15 protein-coding genes are annotated in these 17,540 nt (G+C 50.2%); 4 read left to right on the top strand and 11 right to left on the bottom strand.

Translation table 11 applies throughout. From position 1 onward, the window contains the following. Positions 1–99: 99 nt before the first annotated feature. Entirely contained in the window at positions 100–669 is a 570-nt protein-coding gene (locus I4W93_RS07565; RefSeq protein WP_205309624.1) for a DNA-3-methyladenine glycosylase I, read from the bottom strand. A gap of 9 nt (positions 670–678) precedes the next feature. Continuing rightward, a complete protein-coding gene (locus I4W93_RS07560; RefSeq protein ID WP_205309623.1) occupies positions 679–1,989 on the bottom strand; it encodes an amidohydrolase in 1,311 nt (436 codons plus the stop codon). A gap of 166 nt (positions 1,990–2,155) precedes the next feature. On the opposite strand from I4W93_RS07560, the gene I4W93_RS07555 reads away from it, so the two are divergent. Further along, entirely contained in the window at positions 2,156–2,917 is a 762-nt protein-coding gene (locus tag I4W93_RS07555; protein WP_205309622.1) for an MBL fold metallo-hydrolase, read from the top strand. Here the strand turns inward: I4W93_RS07555 and I4W93_RS07550 are convergent. Next, positions 2,880–3,965, bottom strand: a complete 1,086-nt coding sequence (locus I4W93_RS07550) for an AraC family transcriptional regulator (RefSeq protein ID WP_205309621.1) — start codon at positions 3,963–3,965, stop codon at positions 2,880–2,882. The two genes, I4W93_RS07555 and I4W93_RS07550, sit on opposite strands and share 38 nt — an antisense overlap. A 157-nt stretch (positions 3,966–4,122) precedes the next feature. Between I4W93_RS07550 and I4W93_RS07545 the strand changes: the two genes are divergently transcribed. Beyond that, on the top strand, positions 4,123–5,223 hold the full coding sequence (locus tag I4W93_RS07545) for an alkane 1-monooxygenase (RefSeq protein ID WP_205309620.1): 1,101 nt from the start codon (positions 4,123–4,125) through the stop codon (positions 5,221–5,223). A gap of 46 nt (positions 5,224–5,269) precedes the next feature. Here I4W93_RS07545 and I4W93_RS07540 read toward each other — a convergent pair whose 3' ends face one another. From I4W93_RS07540 to I4W93_RS07505, 8 genes are all read right to left on the bottom strand, one after another. Continuing rightward, complete coding sequence (locus tag I4W93_RS07540; protein ID WP_205309619.1) at positions 5,270–6,406, bottom strand: ABC transporter permease; 1,137 nt, start codon at positions 6,404–6,406, stop codon at positions 5,270–5,272. Further along, the gene (locus I4W93_RS07535; RefSeq protein WP_205309618.1) at positions 6,403–7,137 is read right to left on the bottom strand and encodes an ABC transporter ATP-binding protein; all 735 of its coding nucleotides are present in this window, start codon (positions 7,135–7,137) and stop codon (positions 6,403–6,405) included. The genes I4W93_RS07540 and I4W93_RS07535 overlap by 4 nt, the downstream gene beginning before the upstream one ends. A gap of 3 nt (positions 7,138–7,140) precedes the next feature. Further along, positions 7,141–8,700 (bottom strand): alpha/beta fold hydrolase, encoded by a 1,560-nt coding sequence (locus I4W93_RS07530; RefSeq protein ID WP_205309617.1) that lies wholly within the window; start codon positions 8,698–8,700, stop codon positions 7,141–7,143. Positions 8,701–8,868: 168 nt separating this feature from the next. Next, complete coding sequence (locus tag I4W93_RS07525) at positions 8,869–9,684, bottom strand: class I SAM-dependent methyltransferase (RefSeq protein WP_205309616.1); 816 nt, start codon at positions 9,682–9,684, stop codon at positions 8,869–8,871. Between the two features lie 224 nt (positions 9,685–9,908). Continuing rightward, complete coding sequence (locus I4W93_RS07520) at positions 9,909–11,393, bottom strand: SulP family inorganic anion transporter (protein ID WP_205309615.1); 1,485 nt, start codon at positions 11,391–11,393, stop codon at positions 9,909–9,911. Positions 11,394–11,469: 76 nt separating this feature from the next. Then, positions 11,470–13,008, bottom strand: a complete 1,539-nt coding sequence (locus I4W93_RS07515) for a Ppx/GppA phosphatase family protein (protein ID WP_224673319.1) — start codon at positions 13,006–13,008, stop codon at positions 11,470–11,472. Further along, positions 13,005–15,125 (bottom strand): polyphosphate kinase 1, encoded by a 2,121-nt coding sequence (ppk1, locus tag I4W93_RS07510; protein WP_224673317.1) that lies wholly within the window; start codon positions 15,123–15,125, stop codon positions 13,005–13,007. Before ppk1 ends, I4W93_RS07515 begins: the two co-directional genes overlap by 4 nt. A gap of 90 nt (positions 15,126–15,215) precedes the next feature. After that, entirely contained in the window at positions 15,216–15,722 is a 507-nt protein-coding gene (locus I4W93_RS07505; protein ID WP_205309614.1) for a glycine cleavage system transcriptional repressor, read from the bottom strand. A gap of 271 nt (positions 15,723–15,993) precedes the next feature. Here I4W93_RS07505 and phoU point away from each other — a divergent pair, with 271 nt between their 5' ends. Then, positions 15,994–16,704: a phosphate signaling complex protein PhoU gene (phoU, locus tag I4W93_RS07500; protein WP_205309613.1), complete on the top strand. Its 711-nt coding sequence runs from the start codon at positions 15,994–15,996 to the stop codon at positions 16,702–16,704. A 152-nt stretch (positions 16,705–16,856) separates the two neighbouring features. Continuing rightward, positions 16,857–17,534 carry a TIGR00153 family protein gene (locus I4W93_RS07495; RefSeq protein WP_205309612.1) on the top strand — a complete coding sequence of 226 codons (678 nt, stop codon included), beginning with the start codon at positions 16,857–16,859 and terminating at the stop codon, positions 17,532–17,534. Positions 17,535–17,540 lie beyond the last annotated feature (6 nt).

The following is a 17,540-nucleotide window of genomic DNA, read 5'->3' as shown; positions in this document are numbered from 1 at the left end:
ACTGAGTAATTATTAGCAACAGGCACGGCTGCTGTTGGCTTTAACATAAAACCCCGACGTTTACGTCGGGGTTTTTTTATCGAGCCTTATGCCGGCATCTTAGCGCACGGCTTTTTTAAAGCAGTCATTATGATGATCATTCACCATGCCGCAGGCCTGCATATGGGCGTAAATAATGGTCGAGCCAACAAACTTAAAGCCGCGCTTTTTTAAATCTTTACTAAAAGCATCAGACTCGGGGCTGGTGGCGCGGTAATCCTCCGGGCCGGCAATGCTGTTGTACTGCGGTTTGCCGCTAACAAACTGCCATTGATAATTGCTGAAACTGCCAAACTCGGCCTGTACCTCTAAAAACCGTGCGGCGTTGTTAATTGCTGCCGCCACTTTTAAGCGGTTACGGATAATGCCGGGGTTTTGCAGTAACTCAGCCGCTTTGGCCTCATCAAAAGCTGCGACTTTTACCGGGTCAAAATTGGCAAAAGCAGCACGGTAGTTATCGCGTTTTTTTAGCACGGTATACCAGCTTAGCCCCGCCTGGGCGGCTTCTAAGGTTAAAAACTCAAACAGCTTGTTGTCGTCATACACCGGCACGCCCCATTCGGTGTCATGGTAGGCGACATAGTCGGGTTTAGTTAAATCAACCCAGTGACAGCGGCACGGTGCAGTCATTATCGGTCCTTAATTTATTGCAGCCTGCGGCGGCTTGGCCAGGTAATCCAGAGCTAAACCGGTAAGTGCCCGCACGCCATTAACTAAGGCATCTTCGTTAACATCAAACATTGGCGAATGATTCGGCGGTACTTCGCTTAGCGCTTTGCCCTCGGGCGATATACCCAAAAAGAAAAACACCCCGGGAATTTGCTGCTGGTAAAACGAGAAGTCTTCGGCGCCGGTAATCGGCTTTATCGGCGCTACACCTTTATCGCCTGCGGCCCATGCCAAGCTCGGCATCGCCCAGTCGGTTAGTGCCGGGTCGTTCCAGGTAACGGCAGCAAAGTTATGCACATGAAATTCTGCTGTCGCGCCGCTGGCTTTGGCAATATGTTCGCTGGTGTGCGCCATGCGGGCAATTAAGTCTTCGCGCATCTCGCTGTCAAAGGTGCGAATGGTGCCTTCCAGTTTTACGTCATCGGGAATAATGTTCCAGCGAATGCCACCATGCACCTGGCCGAACGACACCACGGCAGGCGCTTTGGTCACATCTATCTGCCGCGCTGGAATAAGGTTAATGGCGTTAATCAGCTGGCCGGTAACATTAATCGGGTCTATGCCGCGCCACGGGCTGGAGCCATGTACCTGCTTGCCTTTTACCGTTATTTGAAAGCTGTCGGCTGCGGCCATAATGCCTTCGGTTTTTACCTGCAGCTGGCCAGGCTCTCCGGGCCAGACATGCAGGCCAAAAATAGCCGACGGGCTGGGGTTGGCAAATAAACCTTCGGCTAGCATCATCTTAGCGCCGCCATCTTCACCGGCCGGTGGGCCTTCTTCCGCCGGTTGAAACACAAACATAATAGTACCGGCGATATCAGCTTGTTGTTTTGCCAGCACTTCCGCCGCGCCCATCAGTATCGCCACATGGGCATCATGGCCGCAGGCGTGCATTACACCGGTTTGCTGGCCGTTAAATTCGCTCACCACTTTTGAAGCAAAGGCTAAACCGGTTTGCTCGGTTACCGGCAGTGCATCCATATCGGCGCGCAGCGCCACCACCGGGCCGGGCTTGCCGCCCTTTAAAATACCGACCACGCCGGTATGGGCAATGCCGGTGCGTACCTCCAGGCCAAGTTTTTCCAGATGTGCGGCTACCTTGGCGGCGGTGCGTACTTCGCGGTTAGATAATTCCGGGTGCTGGTGAATATCGCGGCGCCAGCTAATCACTTTTGGCATCACCTGTTCAATTTGCTTTGTTAGCTCAGCCCTAGGTTCGGCCAGTGTGTCCGGCGTGTGTAACAGCGGTAACAAAGCCAGGCTTAATAGTGACCAGCGCATAGTAACTCCATCATTTTTCTATAGTGTTACTACCTTAAGCGCTGCGCCGGCAAAAGCCAAGAGCCGATGTTAAATCGGTAGCTTATGCGTAAATTGCTGCTGGATAATTGCTGCAAGCTTAGGTAATGTCGGACCAGTTGCTAAAGCTGAGGCTAAACACACCCTAATGCAGTTACATATTCTCAAGGGCTATATACAGAACATTTATCTGGTACAGCAAGGCGAAAGCTTGCTGTTACTTGATGGATGCAGCCGGGCTGATATTGCAACGGTGTCTGATTTTATTCAGCATACACTCGGCTTGTCTCTTAGTGCGCTTAAGCTGATTGTGGTTACCCATATGCACCCCGACCATGCCGGCGGCGCGCATAAACTGCGGCGCTTAACCGGTGCCCGTATTGCCTGCCACCCCAAAGCGCCGCGTTGGTATGGCGGCGTGCTTGGCCGCACCGCGCATCTTATCGATGTTAGCCTAACCTGGTGGGTTGCCAACCGGCTGGGTAAGCCGAAGCGGCATATTTGGTACAACCCGATATTAAAGCCTGATTTGCTGCTTGAAGATGAACAGTACTTGCCCGACTTTCCCGACTGGCAGGTGCTATACACCCCGGGCCACACTGATCATGACTTGTCATTGTGGCATATACCGACAAAGCAGCTGTATATCGCCGATTTAATCGTATCGGTAAAAAAGCGTTTAGTGCCGCCGTATCCGGTGTGCCATCCGAATCAATATAAACAATCACTGCAGCGGGTAAACGCATTGCAGCCCAGCCAGCTGTACTTTGCCCATTTGCTGCCAAAAGCGGGGAGCAGTATAAATTTCGCTGATATTCTCGCTCAGGCGCCCACCTTGCCAAAAAACCATTGGCATTCGATGAAAAACCGCATTATTCATGCGCTGGGTTGGCAGTCGGGTTCGCATTAACCTGCGCACTGACACCAAGCTGCCGGATTTTCTGTGGCGAAACCCCGTGTTGCTGACGAAAAGCGCGGCCAAAGTTAGCCGGGTCGGCATAGCCTAGCAGGTAAGCAATTTGTTGTACCGGCAGTGCCGTGTTGTGCAGGTAATGCCCGGCCATCTGCATGCGCCAGCGGCTGACCAGCTGCTGATAGCTTATCTGCTCGTCCCCCAGTCGCCGGCGTAAGGTGCGCTCTGACATGGCAAACTCGGCGGCAACTTGTTTGATATCCGGTATGCGACCTTTAGTGCGGCCAAGTAGCAGTTGAATAGCGCCGCTCAGGGTTTGCCACTGCTGCAATTGTTGCAACTGCTGTTCACATTGCGCGCTAAGTTGCTGCTGCACGCTACTGTCTGACATTGGCGGTGTGATGGCCAGAAAACGTCTGCCAAAGTAAATAGCGGTTTGTGCCTGTGAGAACAACACCTTGCAGGGAAAAAACACCTGATAAAGCGCATGATAAGCAGGCGGGGGAAACGCAAAGTGTATTTGGCTGGGCTGATACTGCTGTTGGGTTAGCACCTGCAATACCTGATGCAGCGCAACAAGCACGGTTTCAGCCATAAAGGGGCCGATAGCGCCCAACGGATAAAGCTCGTTAAGCAGCAGTGCCACCTGCTGGCGCCGTTGTTGCACCTGCAAACTTATAAGCGGGGTTCGGGTTGCGATAAAGCGGCCAATAAGCTGCAGTGCTTGCTGTACATCAGTGCTGCTTAACGCCACCAACCCCAGTAAACCGTGGGTACTAATGCTGAGCTGACTGCCAAGATACAGGCCCAGTGCAGGCTCGTTCGACAACGCTACACTGTGTTGCAACAACTGATAAAACTGCGGCCAGTTTACCCTGATCTCATGTTGTGCCATGAGCTGCTGATTAAGACCGGCCTGCTGCAACAAGGCTGGTGTATTGACACCACGGCTTTTTACCAGGGCTAAAAGTTGTTGTAAATAATGGTTGGGTAACACGATTTGTGGGTAGCCGGACGGCACAGGCATGGCGGTGTTAGCTGGCATAGTAATGTCAGTAGCAAGGGCAATGTTGACCAGTGTAGCTAAACAGCAGATAAAAGTCGGTATTGTGGCCGCAAATGACTATAAATTGGCTGCTGCGGCGCTGTTCTGCCGTCTCCGGTTTGCTTAGGCTTACGCTTATGCAAATAGGAGCATGCCTATGTTGAAATATCTAAAGTTCAGTCTGTTTCACTGCTTAAGCGTACCGTTTTTGCTCGGCATTATTTTGGGTGGGCACTGGATGGTGTCAGGCTTACTGGCGCTAACGCTGGTTATTGTGTTTGGTGACCTGTTATTCGGTGATGACAACAGCGAACCTGACTATCAGCATCCAAGGGTGTTAAATGTGTTGTTATACAGTGCATTACCTGCGCTGTGTCTGGTGTTTTTCGCCATGATGTGGAGCCTGTCGCAGCATGATTTGTTCGGCTTTGGTCACTTTATACAATACGTTAGCGGCTATGACGCGCTGGCTGCCCGGCAAACGAATCTGTTTTGGCATTATGGCGCAATGTGTTTGGCGGCGGCGCTGCTTATTGCGTTGCTGGGTACTGTGCCGGCCCACGAGTTAACTCATCGCACTGGTGATCCGGTAGCAATGCTGACAGGGCGTTGGCTGCTGGCATTTAGCTGGGATACGGCCTTCGCTATTGAGCATGTCTACGGCCATCACCGCTATGTGGCTACCGCCAAAGATCCTGCCAGTGCGCCGCGTGGTCGCAATGTTTACCAGCATATCTGCTGCTCAACCCTGGGCGGCAATATCAGTGCCTGGCGCATTGAAGCGCAGCGCCTGAGTAAAAAACAACAGCCGGCATTAAGTACGCATAACCGCATAATACGCGGCATTGCGATGTCGTTAATGTTGTCTGCCGTGGCGCTGTGGTTGGCCGGATGGCAAGGTTTATTAGCGTTTAGTGTTAGCGCGTTGCTGGCCAAAGCCCTGCTGGAAATTGTTAACTATGTCGAGCATTACGGCCTGTACCGGCTGCCAAACCAGCCGGTGCGGCCTTATCACAGCTGGAACAGTAATAAGCGCATCAGTAGCTGGGCCAGTTTTAACCTGACCCGGCATTCGCATCACCATGCCAGGGCTACAGTGCCGTTTTATCAGTTAAAAGCGGTGCCGGACGCACCACAATTGCCAACCGGCTATCTGGGCTGTATTTTGCTGGCGCTGCTGCCACCGCTATGGTTTCGCCTGATGGAGCCTAAGCTGGCGCGGTGGGAGCAACATTACGGCGCCATGCGTAGCCAATAAGCGTCCCCGGTTTTGGCCGGGGGCACTGTCCTAAGCAAGATTCAGCTTATAAACCAAATACCACTTTTTCACTTTTTAACAGCCGGCTGCTGGCGTAACTGCAAGCGGCAAAGATGGCCAGGGTTAGCAGGCTGGACACCAACAATTGCGGCATGGCGATGGCGCTGCCTTTCAAAAAGCCGATCATCGCTTGTTGCTGTGCGGCGATGGGTAGCCACTGCAGGTGGTCCGGCGCTATGTTGTAAGTAGTGACCATGCTCAATGCCACTGGCACCAACAGCACCATAGTGACGTAGGTTTGTGCTTCTTTAAACGATTTGGCCACAAAGGATACCATCACCTGTAAACTGGCTGACAACAGCGCCAACGGTAAGCCAACCAGCAGCGTAAACAGCATAAAGTCGGCATCTAGGCTGATGTTAAAGCCCAGTTGCTGCCAGGGCACCATGCCATAGGTAAACTTAGACACCAACAGAATGACAACCAGACCCAGCATGGAAAAACAGGCGATAGCGGCAATTTTTGCCAGCACCAATTGCAGGCTGCTCAGTGGCTGGCTCAGTAGTAAGGTCAGTGAATTGCGCTCACGCTCGCCGGCACTGGTGTCTATCGCCAGGTTCATTGCGGCGTAGAACAGCGTTAAAATAATGCTCAGGCTGGCAATTCCCAGAAAAGTACCGCCGCGAGAGTCCGGCGTGGCCTGATCCTGCATTTGTACATCTATCGGCTGCATTAATTGCGGATCTATACCGCGCGCCATCAGGCGTAAAGTGGCAATTTCACTGTTGTAGCGGCCAAGCTCGCGCTCTAAGCGGCGGATAGCAGTTTGCAGCTGATCGTCGGCGCGGTCGGCATCAATAATAACGGTAGCTGGCCGGCCTTGCTGCAGTTGCTGCTGAAAATCAGTGCTAACCACCAGGCGAATTGCTTTGACTTCAGCACCTTCGCCCTGGCGGATATCTTTGTTGGCCAAATAGTGCACCAGTGCCGGGGCGGCGTTGGCATTGTCGATACTGATAAGCAGCTCATCGCTGGAGCTAAGCTGCTTTAACAGCACTGAAAACAGCAAGCACATCAGTAGCGGCGTGCCAACAGCATAATACAGCCCGGCCATCACCGAGCGCTTGTCGCGGCTGGCATCGAGCAGTTCTTTACGAAACAAAGTACGAAATATGGTCATCATGCTGCAATTCCTTCATCAGTGCCAATCAGGCTAATAAATGCATCTTCCAGGCTGGTTTTGCCGGTACGTAGACAGAGTTCGGCCGGTGAGCCCTGGGCCACCACCCGGCCTGCAGCCATAACCACCACCTGATCACACAGCGCGGCGACTTCTTGCATTACATGGCTGGAAAACAGCACGCAATGGCCTTGCTGTTTTAACATCAGCAGTAAATCGCGCAGCAGCCGGGTGCTCATTACATCCAAACCGCGGGTGGGTTCATCCAGTACAATATTGGTAGGTTTATGCACTATGGCTTGGGCTAACGCAGTTTTCATGCGCTGGCCCTGCGAAAAGCCCTGACAGCGCCGGTCGGCAATGTCTTGCATTTTCAGTAAAGAAAGTACTTCGTCTGTGGCCTGTTTAGCTTCTTTGCCGGCCATGCCGTTTAACTCAGCAAAAAACTGTACATACTCGCGCGGAGTTAACCGCTCATATAAACCAAAGGGGTCGGGAAACAGTCCCAGCTGTTGCTTTGCTTGTGAGCTTTGGGTCACCACATTCAAACTGTCAATTTCAGCACTGCCGCTGTCGGCTTTGAGTAAACCAAACAGCGTGCGTAAACAGGTGGTTTTACCGGCGCCATTGGGGCCTAACAAACCGGTGATAGTGCCGTTGTGTGCTTCAAAGCTCAGGCCATTTAGTGCCTGTACCTGGCCTATCTTTTTATGTAAATCGGTTACTTTAATCATGATTTATTCCTCAGCGCCGATAGTAGTGGAGGTTGGGCTTGCTGCCAGAGCAGTTGGTGGCATCGCGGTGCCATTGGCATTGGTTAAAAAGGCTTGACGCAGCTCTTGTTGTAAACAGCGTTCATCCAGTTCAGCGGTGGACTGTTGGTTAATAAACTGGCTAATCAGTTTGGGCGCGCAGGTTTGTGAGGCGACAATATGGGTCGCATGCGGCGCAACAAGATGACGGGCATTGCGCATCTTTGCCATCGCCAGTTCAGCCCAGCCTGGCGGTGTTACCGGGTCTAAGCCGCCGGATAACAACAACACCGGCGTATCCGTTTGCAGCGGCGCCGTGTAATCGGCAGCGACCGGTGTGACTTGCCAGACATTACAGCTGGTTTCGGCGCCCTGCAGCCAGCTTTGGCCTAAATAGCTTTGTGCAAATTCAGCCTGGCTCTGCGCGGTCCAAAATGGCCGGTCTTCGCCACACACCACGGCAAAGTTAACGCCGACGGATAAATCTGCAGCAATATCCTGTGCCAGCATTAAACCGGTTAAGGCGCTGTAATCGCCGGTACTGGCCTGGTCTACCACCAACGGCAGCATGGCACGGGTGCTATTGCGGTATAAGGCAAAACGCAGCGCTTGTTGTAGCTTGGCCCGGGTCAGGTTCAATTCAATCAGCTCAAAAGTGCGCGGGTGGCGCACCTTGGTGTTGATGGTTTGTGCTGTCAGCGTTTGTTGTAACTGCTGCAATTGCGCACGCGCAGCAGGAAACTGCTGCTGGCACTCTGGTGAGGCATCACAATACGCATAAACTGCTTCCAATGATGCATCAGAGGCAGCGCCCATAGCGCCGAAGCTTTGGTTAAACGGCACCACACCATCCAGGGTGGCAGTAAGCACCGCAGAGGGATACTGGCGCATATACTCTTGTGCCATACGGGTGCCGTACGAGCCACCATACAAATGCAGTTTTTGATAACCCAGCGCCAGACGTACCGCTTCAAAATCGCCCGCGGCAGCCACTGTAGTGTAATGGTTAAGGTCGACTTGTAATTTGTCACGACACAGCTCGGTTTCTTTGCGCGTCATCTTGGTGATATCAACGCTGTTTTCATCCAGCGCAAACTGGCTGGTTAAGTCCAGGCCATCGCATTGCAGTAAACCGGACTTGCCGGTACCGCGTTGATCGACCAGCAGAATATCGCGGCTTTCCCTGGCGTAGCGCAGGATATGGGCGAAGGTTGCCGCCGCATCAAACGCTGACTGGCCCGGACCACCGGCAAAGGCTACTACCGCTTCTTGTTGGTGCAAGGGATTGATAGCAGGCAATACCGCAAAATGAATATCGATGCCGGCATCCTGAGATGGCGCTGCGGCGTCCAGTGGCCGGCGAATACTACCGCACAGCATACGGTCAGTTAAATTCTGGGCATAACAAGGCGACAGGGTAGGCTTAGCCTGTTGTGGCGTTACTAATTTTGGCTGTTGCGCACTTGCTGCTAGCGGCATCAGTAACGCTGTAGCCGCAATCAGCGGCCAGGCAGCGGATAAGTGTTTTAATTTTAGTGTGTTCAAACGAGTGCTCCTCAACATATTGATAATCAACAGAACAAGCTTGTTAAGCTGTTTGATGATTAAGTCGGGGAGGGGTGGAGCACTGTTACATTATTTAATTTTTTTATTTTTGTAACACTTGGAACACAAAAGCAGACTCAGGGCGCGCGTAGCGGCAATAGCCGTTGCTTAACTGCGCGGTTTTCTGAACTTCAACACCATCTGATTCACTTCGCCTATGGCTAGGTGCTTAGCTTTTTCGGCTTCATTGCCGGCTAAGGTGGGTGGCATTGACCAAACGCCATCAGGGTGTTGTGCGCTATCTTTGGGGTTAAGCAGCATATCGTTGCGCGCCTCAAAGCTAAAGCCGGCTTCTGCGGCCAGGTCTAACCATAACTGCTCGGGTACATAGCCTGATTGCTTCCAATCGGTTGCTAACAAATGGTCGGGCAGGCGTGGTGCCACTACGCCCAGCACACCACCCGGTTTTAGTGCCCGATAAAAGTTGGCCAGGGCGTGTTTTAACGAAGTCTCGCCGTCAAAAATATAAAACTGATTGCGAATAGATAACACCACATCTGCGCTGGCAACAGGCGCAATATCGATACCTGCCAGCGGGGCAAACTCAGTTACGGTGACATTTTTGTACACCGGGTGTGATGCCAGTTTGGTGTTATAATCTGCGCGGCCTTTTTGCATATAGTCGGCGGGCAATAAACTGAATTTGTCTGAGAAATGGGCGGCATACAGCTTGCCTTGTTCCGCCAAAAGCGGCGCCAGCACTTCGGTATACCAGCCCGCGCCAGGCCATATTTCAACAACAGTACTTTGCGGTGTAACCTCAAAAAACGTCAGCGTTTGCTCGGGCTTGCGAGCAGAATCGCGCAGTTTATTTGCGTCGGTGCGGGCTTCATGTTGCAATGCCTGGCTTATAGTGGCGCTGGCGGTAAAGCTGGCCTGGCTTGCCAGCAGTAACATACTTACAGTTAAGAGTTTAGTGAGCATCAGCAAGTCCTGTAGTGGTGTGTATTTCTTTGGGAAGTGACTAAAAGGTAACCTTAAAATTCTGTTTTTAAAAGTGATTTAATGGGTTAATCCGCTGACGTTTGTATTGACTAGCCATATTGGTACAACGGTTCTGCCACGACATTAAGTGTGTCAGCTTTGTACAGATGGTACTTTTGCTGAAGGCTAAACAAAAAGCCCGGCGAGTGCCGGGCCGGGTAAACTTAATGTCCTATTAACTTTTCGACATCCGGGCGGTTATGAATAGCAAATTTGTCTACCAGAGTTGCGCTGGCTTCGTTTAAGCCAAGCAGTTCTACTTCAGTACCTTCGCGGCGGAATTTCAGCACCACTTTATCCAGTGAGCTGATAGCGGTGATATCCCAAAAATGCGCTTTGCTTAAATCAATCGTGACTTTTTCGACTGCGTCTTTAAAGTCAAAGGCGCCGACAAATTGCTCGCTGGAGCTAAAAAACACCTGGCCAACCACGTCATACGTGCGCTGCTGGCCGTCTTTAGTCAAGCTGGAGCCAATATACAGAATTTGGCCGACTTTATTGGCAAAAAACAGTGCGCTAAGCAGCACGCCGACTAACACGCCATACGCCAGGTTGTGAGTAAAAACTACCACCAGCACTGTAGCGATCATTACTACCGATGAGCTTTTCGGGTTTTTGCCTAAATCTCTCACTGACGACCAGCTAAAGGTACCAATTGACACCATAACCATAACGGCTACCAGCGCTGCCATCGGGATCATGCCAACCCAGTTGTCGAGAAATACCACCATTACCAGCAGTAAACTACCGGCTAACAGCGCCGATAAGCGAGTGCGGCCACCAGATTTTACGTTTATTACCGACTGACCAATCATGGCGCAGCCGGCCATGCCGCCAATTAAACCCGAACCGATATTGGCAATGCCCTGGCCCACGCATTCACGGTTCTTATCGCTGCTGGTGTCGGTAAAGTCATCCACGATAGTGGCGGTCATTAACGATTCTAAAATACCCACTACCGCCAGTGCTAACGCATAGGGAAAGATAATTTGCAGTGTTTCCAGGTTTAACGGTACGTCTGGCCAGAGGAATATCGGCAGGCTGTCTGGCAGTTCGCCCATATCGGCTACAGTGCGGATATCCAGTTTGAAATAGACGGCAATAGCGGTTAGCACCACAATACAGACCAGCGGCGAGGGGATTTTCTTGGTGACATACGGAAACAGGTAAATAATCGCCAGGCCCAATGCTGTCATACCGTATACCATAGTAGTGCCGTAGGTGCCGCTAAGCTCGGGTAGCTGCGCCATAAAAATCAAAATGGCTAACGCATTTACAAAGCCGGTAACCACAGAGCGCGAGACAAAGCGCATTAAATCGCCCAGTTTAAACAGGCCAAAGATAATCTGAATGACGCCGGTCAGCAGGGTGGCGGCCAACAAGTATTCCAGGCCATGCTGTTTTACCAGCGTAATCATCAGCAGTGCCATAGCGCCGGTGGCGGCTGAGATCATGCCTGGGCGGGCGCCGGCAAAGGCAATAATAACGCAGATAGCAAAAGAGGCGTACAGGCCCACTTTGGGGTCCACGCCGGCGATAATCGAAAAGGCAATAGCTTCGGGAATAAGCGCTAGCGCAACGACGATAGCAGATAAGATGTCGCCACGCAGGTTAGACAGCCAGTGTTGTTTAAGGTAACTCAGAAACATAGATTAAAATATCGCCAATTAAAAAGACCGAGCAGTATACAGAGGTCAACACGCTAATGCCAGTTGATGCTTTAAGCTACACCGGCACTACTTCTGTTAAGCCTGGACAATCCAGCACAAAGGCGATTTTTTTCAGCGCTTTTTGCTCTAGCAGTAAATCGGCTGCCAGCAGGCTTTGTTGTGCCAGCCAGTCGGTAGGTAGCAGCAGTTGTAATTGTTGATTGGTGGCACTGGCGTGTAATTCCGGCAATAAATCATCGCGCCGCTTTTGGTTTAATAGCACCGCCAAACGCAGTAATACCAGTAAGCAAATAACCTGTGGTATTTGATATAAACTAAAAGCCGGTATTTCGTCGGCGCGGATCTTACGGCGGTGAAACCGCACCAGCGTAGCAATAAGCTGTTGTTGCTCTTGGTTAAAGCCGGGCAGATTGGCATTTTGCAGTATGTAGGCGGAATGTTTTTGTACGCCGGAAGAATTTATGTGCAGGCCCACTTCAAACAGCGTGGCCGCCCAGCCCAATAGCATGGCGTCTTCGTCAGTTAACTGCCAGGTATTACGCACCTGGCTAAATAACGTCAGTGCAGTGTGGCTTACGCGGTCGGCTTGCGGCATATCAACATCATAGCGGCGTTGGATACTGGCTACACTATGCTCGCGAATGTCTAAATGCTGCAACCGGTCGCTCATCTCATACAGCACACCTTCGCGTAGCGCGGCGTCGATATAAATCATCTGTTCTATCTGCAGTAAATTAAAGGCTGCAATTAAAATAGCCAGACCAGAGCAAATCAGCAATTTTCTGTCATCGGTTAAGCCGGGCAATTCCAGTTGAAAGCTGTTTTCCTGCGCTACCAGATGAGCTTTTAACGCCAGCAACTGCGACAGTTCCAGTGCGGTGCTCGTTAGTCCCATACCAACAATAATATCGCGGATGGTTTTTACCGTGCCAGAGGTGCCAACGGCTTGCTGCCAGCCAGCAGTTTTAAAACTGCTGACAATCGGCTCCAGCTCTTGTTCTGCTTGTAAAATAGCGCGGTTAAAGCGCTTTTCACTGATGCGCCCTTGTGGGAAATGTTGCAGGGCATAGCTAACACAGCCCATATTGCGACTACTTAACCTAAGTGGTTGTGCGCCCTCACCAATAGCAAACTCGGTACTGCCACCGCCAATATCCATTACCAGCCGCCGGCCGGCAAAGTGTTCAAAATGGGCTACGCCCTGATAAATAAAGCGCGCTTCCTCTTGGCCGGAAATCACTTCTATTGGAAATGGAAATACCGCCTTGGCGCGGCGTAAAAACGTAGCGGCATTGCGGGCTCGGCGAAGAGTGTAAGTGGCAATAACCCGCACGGACTGCGGTGCAAAGGGTTTGAGTGTATCGGCAAATTGCGCCAGTACCGCCAAACCCCGCTCAATAGCCTCTTCGCTTAATACCAGCTGTTCATTCAAGCCTTCAGCCAACTGAACTTTTTGTTTTTCCCGGTGCAGTAGCTGGATATCTCCATCGACCACCCGGGCTATTACCATATGAAACGAGTTGGAACCCAGATCGACGGCTGCCATATAAGCGTGGTCGTCTGGGCGTTGCGGCATTAAAGGGCTATCGTTCATTCATGCTCGGTATGCTTATGTTGCCCATGCTGTCGCACAAAATAGTCGTAGATCTGCTGTTGTGAGCGGATGCTGCGTTTATTGCCGCGTTTAACATAGGCATTGCTTTGTTTAGCGTCAATAATACGAGCCTTTACGTTATCGCGCCACTGAATATCCAGCGTGTCCAGCACCTGTTGCTTTAAGCGCACATCATAAATAGGTACGCCGACCTCAACCCGCTGGTCAATATTACGCGTCATCCAGTCGGCTGAAGACAGGTAGACATCGGTTTCTCCGCCATTGTGAAACACATAAACCCGCGCGTGTTCTAAAAAGCGGTCCAGTACGGAAATAATTTTGATGTTTTGGTTTTTGCCTGCAGCGCCCGGCATTAGCGAGCACATACCACGTACAATAATGCGAATTTTTACCCCCGCCTGCGCAGCACGATAAAGCAGGTCGACTATCTGTTGGTCCACCAGGTTATTCACTTTGAGGAAAATTTCCGCTTTGCGCCCGCTGATAGCGAAATCAATTTCACGTTGAATAAGCGCGATTAACCTTGGCCGGCTCCAGGTAGGTGACACGATAAGGTGGTTAAACTGGTATGGGCGATAGCTATACTCAATAAATTCAAATACCTGGTCTATTTCGGCGGTTATTTCCTGGTGGCAGGTAAACAGGCTCATATCGGTATAAATACGGGCAGTTTTTTCGTTGAAATTACCGGTGCCAATATGGCCGTAGTGCATAAGTTTGCCGCGTTCCATCCGGCTTATCAGACACAGTTTAGAGTGAATTTTTAGCGTAGTTAAACCAAACACCACCTGAATGCCGGCTTCTGTCATCTTTCGCGCCCAGTTGATGTTGTTCTCTTCATCAAAACGGGCTTTTAATTCAACCACTACGGTGACTTTTTTGCCATTGCGCACGGCATCCAGTAGCGAATGGATCACGCGTGAATGTTTAGCCACGCGGTACATGGTCATTTTAATATGGGTTACTTTAGGGTCGAACGATGCCTGACGTACCCATTCGGTGAAATAGCCAAAGTTGTGGTAAGGGTAATACAGCAAAATATCACCAGAGCGAATGGCGTCAAAACTGGTTGCCGCTTGCTCAAACTCTGGGCTTTTTAATGGCGGTAAAGCCGGGAACTCCAGGCTTTGATGGCCAATATTGGGAAAACCAATAAAATCTTTAAAGTTACGATAGCGACTACCAGGGATTAATGAGTCAACTGAGCTGGTACCCAATTGTTTACTCAATACCTTTAGCATTTGCTCTGGCATGGCGTTGTCATAAACCAGCCGCACCGGCTCAGACTTTAACCGTTGACGAATACCCTTGGACATTTTATCAATCAGGCTTTGGTCCAGAGTATCGCTGATATTGTATTCGGCGTCGCGGGTTAGTTTCAGTGAATAAGCCTGAATATGCTCAAACTCAAAAAAGCCAGCGAATAAGTCGGCAATACAATGCACTATGACATCGTCTAGTAGCAGAATTTGCCGGCGGTAATGGCCGTTTTTCTTGCGGGTATTTAAATGCAGCGGCAGTTCAATAAAGCGTGACAACTCGTTAGTAGGCACTTGCACTATGGCGTACTGCGGCTTAGCGCTGCCGGTCATTTCCACCATTAGGTAGGTGGTGTTATCTTCCAGCGCTTTGGGCAGGCTAACCTCGTCGCCAGATAAAATCATCGGCGAAATGTGCTTAATCACTTCGTCGCGAAAATAACTTTTTACCCAGCCGGATTGCAGTTCGCCCAGCTTAAAATTATCAATGAGTTCAATGTTGTGTTTACGTAGCTCTAGCTGAATATCCAGGTAAATAGCATTAAAACGCTGGCCTAGTTGCAACACCTGTTGCTGAATTTCCTGTAGCAGGTCTTCTGCGTCTTCCTGTTCGCCGGATTGATATTTTTTTAGCAGAATGCGCCGTTTTACATCGGCTACTCGTACGCGGAAAAATTCATCCATATTGTTGGAGTAAATACCCAAAAACCTTAGGCGTTCAATCGGCGGGTTGCGCTCGTCGGCGGCTTCCTGCAGCACCCTGCCGTTAAAAGCTAACCAGCTTAATTCGCGCGGAAAAACCGGAAACTCGGGGGTATCACTCATGCTTTGTTCCATGATCCAGCTCCTGACTACAACTGGTCAGTATTCTATGGCATTTTTATGACAGTAAGATGAATGCAGCCGCAGTGCGGCTGCCAAATGATGTTACACGCCGGTCTCTATATCAACGACAATGTCGGTGGCAATAGCTTCCAGCGCGGTTACTACTTCATCCCGGCTTAAGCCAGCAGGCAGTTCAACCGTCGCTATGGCGTTAAACAGTGGCACACCCCAATTGGGCGCACTTTGTTTGCTACTCTCAAAATGAATGATGTTTGTGCCTTTATGTTTAATAACCGATGACAGTTCACGTACTATGCCCGGGCGGTCATTACCGGTAATTACAAAGCGCAATTGTTGTTGCTCGTTAAGCTGGCTGGGCTCACCGTGCTGGATTTTGATATCCAAATCAGTAATTTTCTCTAATGCAGCTGTCAGCTCGGTTAAATCCTGCTCTGCTACTTCAACTTGCAGTATGCCAGCGAAATAGCCGGCAAGATGACTGAGATTGCTGGCCATCCAGTTGCCATTGTGCTGGCTGACAACTGTTGCCAGTTGCTCTACCAAGCCGGCTTTGTCTTTACCGATTAACGTAAGTACTAACTGCTTCATGTCATCTATTCCTATCAGACGGGCAAAAGTAAACCGGTTATTACCGATACCATACCAACTATATAATGATGTGCGCGGAGTTGAGTGTAGCCTCTGTATGACATTTTTAAAATGCAGGCTGAACAATATTCATTAATTTAGTGGCTTAGATACGCTATTTATAGCTGGCACTGGCACAGCAACAGCCTTTCGGCCTATACTGAGCTTATTCTGCCGAGGTTAAAAAGCCTCAAAATTGCCAGTTGCTAACATGACATTCACGGAGTTAAAAGTGGATAAACTTAATTTATCGAAACATATTTCCAGCTCCTTCAATGACGAAATTGATGAGGTGCGTAATCATGTAATGGCTATGGGTGGCTTGATCGAGCAGCAGCTTAATAATGCATTAATGGCAATAGCCAATGCCGATGCCGAGCTGGCGCAAAAAGTGATTGATACCGATTTAAAAGTGAATGACTGGGAACTGCAAATTGATAAAGAGTGCACCAGTATTATTGTTAAGCGTCAACCTGCTGCCAGTGATTTACGCTTGATCATGGCAATTATGAAAACCATCGCCGATTTAGAGCGCATTGGCGATGAAACCCGGCGTATTGCGCGCGTGGCGTTAGAGTCGTTTAATAGTGAGCAGCAAGATTTACTGGTTAATCTGGATAATTTAGGTCGCCATGTTGGGCAGATGTTGCACGACGTGCTGGATGCTTTTGCCCGTATGGATGTTGAAACCGCAATTTTGGTGCATAAGGAAGACAAAAAAGTCGACCGCGAATATGAAGCCATAACCCGCCAATTGATGACATACATGATTGAAGACCCGCGCTCCATTCCGAAAGTAATGAACGTATTGTGGTCGGCGCGCTCACTGGAGCGTATCGGTGATAGATGTAAAAACCTGGCGGAGTACATTATTTTCTTCGTAAAAGGCAAGGTAGTACGCCATAGCAGTGCAGAAAAGTTGGAACAGGAAGCCCGTAGCTGATTTTCATCTTTTTTTTCTGTACATCATTAACGCCCTGACTAGACTTCTACTCAGGGCGTTTTCATATTCAGTTCATTTTTCGTTTTTCTTGCGCGCTGAATGCCGTTACAATGCGCGCCGACACTAGTCAAACCAACATACGAGGCCAGGCTATGCCAGCTAGTACATTTTTATCCGTGTTTGCCAAATCACCTATTAAGCCGATAGAGGAACATATCCGCAAGGTGCATGCCGCAAGCGAACTGTTGCTGCCGTTTTTTGATGCCGTGTATTCGCAAGACTGGCAGACCGCAGCGGATGTGCGTAAAAACATCGTGGCGTTGGAAAAGGAAGCCGACAAACTAAAGCGTGAGATCCGCGTTAACTTACCCCGCGGATTATTTTTGCCTGTCGACCGTACCGATATATTGGAACTGGTATCGCAACAGGACAAAATTGCTAATAAAACTAAAGATATTACTGGTCGGGTGTTAGGTCGTGAGTTACTTATCCCGGTGAGTTTGCAAGCCGGTTTTAAGGCTTATGTACAACGTTGCATTGATGCAACATCGCTTGCCAGCGAAGTGATTAACGAACTGGATGAACTGCTGGAGACCGGATTCCGCGGTCGGGAAGTAGATCTGGTGATTAAAATGGTCGAACAGCTGGATATTATCGAAAACGATACAGATGATATGCAGATCAAGCTACGTAAAGCCCTGCGTATGGCTGAGCAAGAGCTTAATCCTATCGATGTCATGTTCTTGTACCGCACACTGGAGTGGGTTGGCGATCTTGCCGATGTTGCACTGAAAGTGGGTTCACGTCTTGAAATTATGTTAGCGCGCTAACGAAAA

It is taken from the genome of Rheinheimera maricola, assembly GCF_016918075.2.
GTDB classification, from domain to species: domain Bacteria; phylum Pseudomonadota; class Gammaproteobacteria; order Enterobacterales; family Alteromonadaceae; genus Alishewanella; species Alishewanella maricola_A.
The sequence above is the reverse complement of the archived record's forward strand: the minus strand, read 5'-3'. Positions and strand labels throughout refer to the sequence as shown.

Bases quoted from the DNA above. Each gene is read 5' to 3' on its own strand.
- I4W93_RS07525 (WP_205309616.1), bottom strand. From the start codon at position 9,684: ATGCTCACTAAACTCTTAACTGTAAGTATGTTACTGCTGGCAAGCCAG.
- I4W93_RS07520 (WP_205309615.1), bottom strand. From the start codon at position 11,393: ATGTTTCTGAGTTACCTTAAACAACACTGGCTGTCTAACCTGCGTGGC.
- I4W93_RS07495 (WP_205309612.1), top strand. From the start codon at position 16,857: ATGCCAGCTAGTACATTTTTATCCGTGTTTGCCAAATCACCTATTAAG.
- I4W93_RS07545 (WP_205309620.1), top strand. From the start codon at position 4,123: ATGTTGAAATATCTAAAGTTCAGTCTGTTTCACTGCTTAAGCGTACCG.
- I4W93_RS07535 (WP_205309618.1), bottom strand. From the start codon at position 7,137: ATGATTAAAGTAACCGATTTACATAAAAAGATAGGCCAGGTACAGGCA.
- I4W93_RS07555 (WP_205309622.1), top strand. From the start codon at position 2,156: ATGCAGTTACATATTCTCAAGGGCTATATACAGAACATTTATCTGGTA.
- I4W93_RS07505 (WP_205309614.1), bottom strand. From the start codon at position 15,722: ATGAAGCAGTTAGTACTTACGTTAATCGGTAAAGACAAAGCCGGCTTG.
- I4W93_RS07550 (WP_205309621.1), bottom strand. From the start codon at position 3,965: ATGCCAGCTAACACCGCCATGCCTGTGCCGTCCGGCTACCCACAAATC.
- ppk1 (WP_224673317.1), bottom strand. From the start codon at position 15,125: ATGGAACAAAGCATGAGTGATACCCCCGAGTTTCCGGTTTTTCCGCGC.
- I4W93_RS07565 (WP_205309624.1), bottom strand. From the start codon at position 669: ATGACTGCACCGTGCCGCTGTCACTGGGTTGATTTAACTAAACCCGAC.
- I4W93_RS07560 (WP_205309623.1), bottom strand. From the start codon at position 1,989: ATGCGCTGGTCACTATTAAGCCTGGCTTTGTTACCGCTGTTACACACG.
- I4W93_RS07540 (WP_205309619.1), bottom strand. From the start codon at position 6,406: ATGATGACCATATTTCGTACTTTGTTTCGTAAAGAACTGCTCGATGCC.
- I4W93_RS07515 (WP_224673319.1), bottom strand. From the start codon at position 13,008: ATGAACGATAGCCCTTTAATGCCGCAACGCCCAGACGACCACGCTTAT.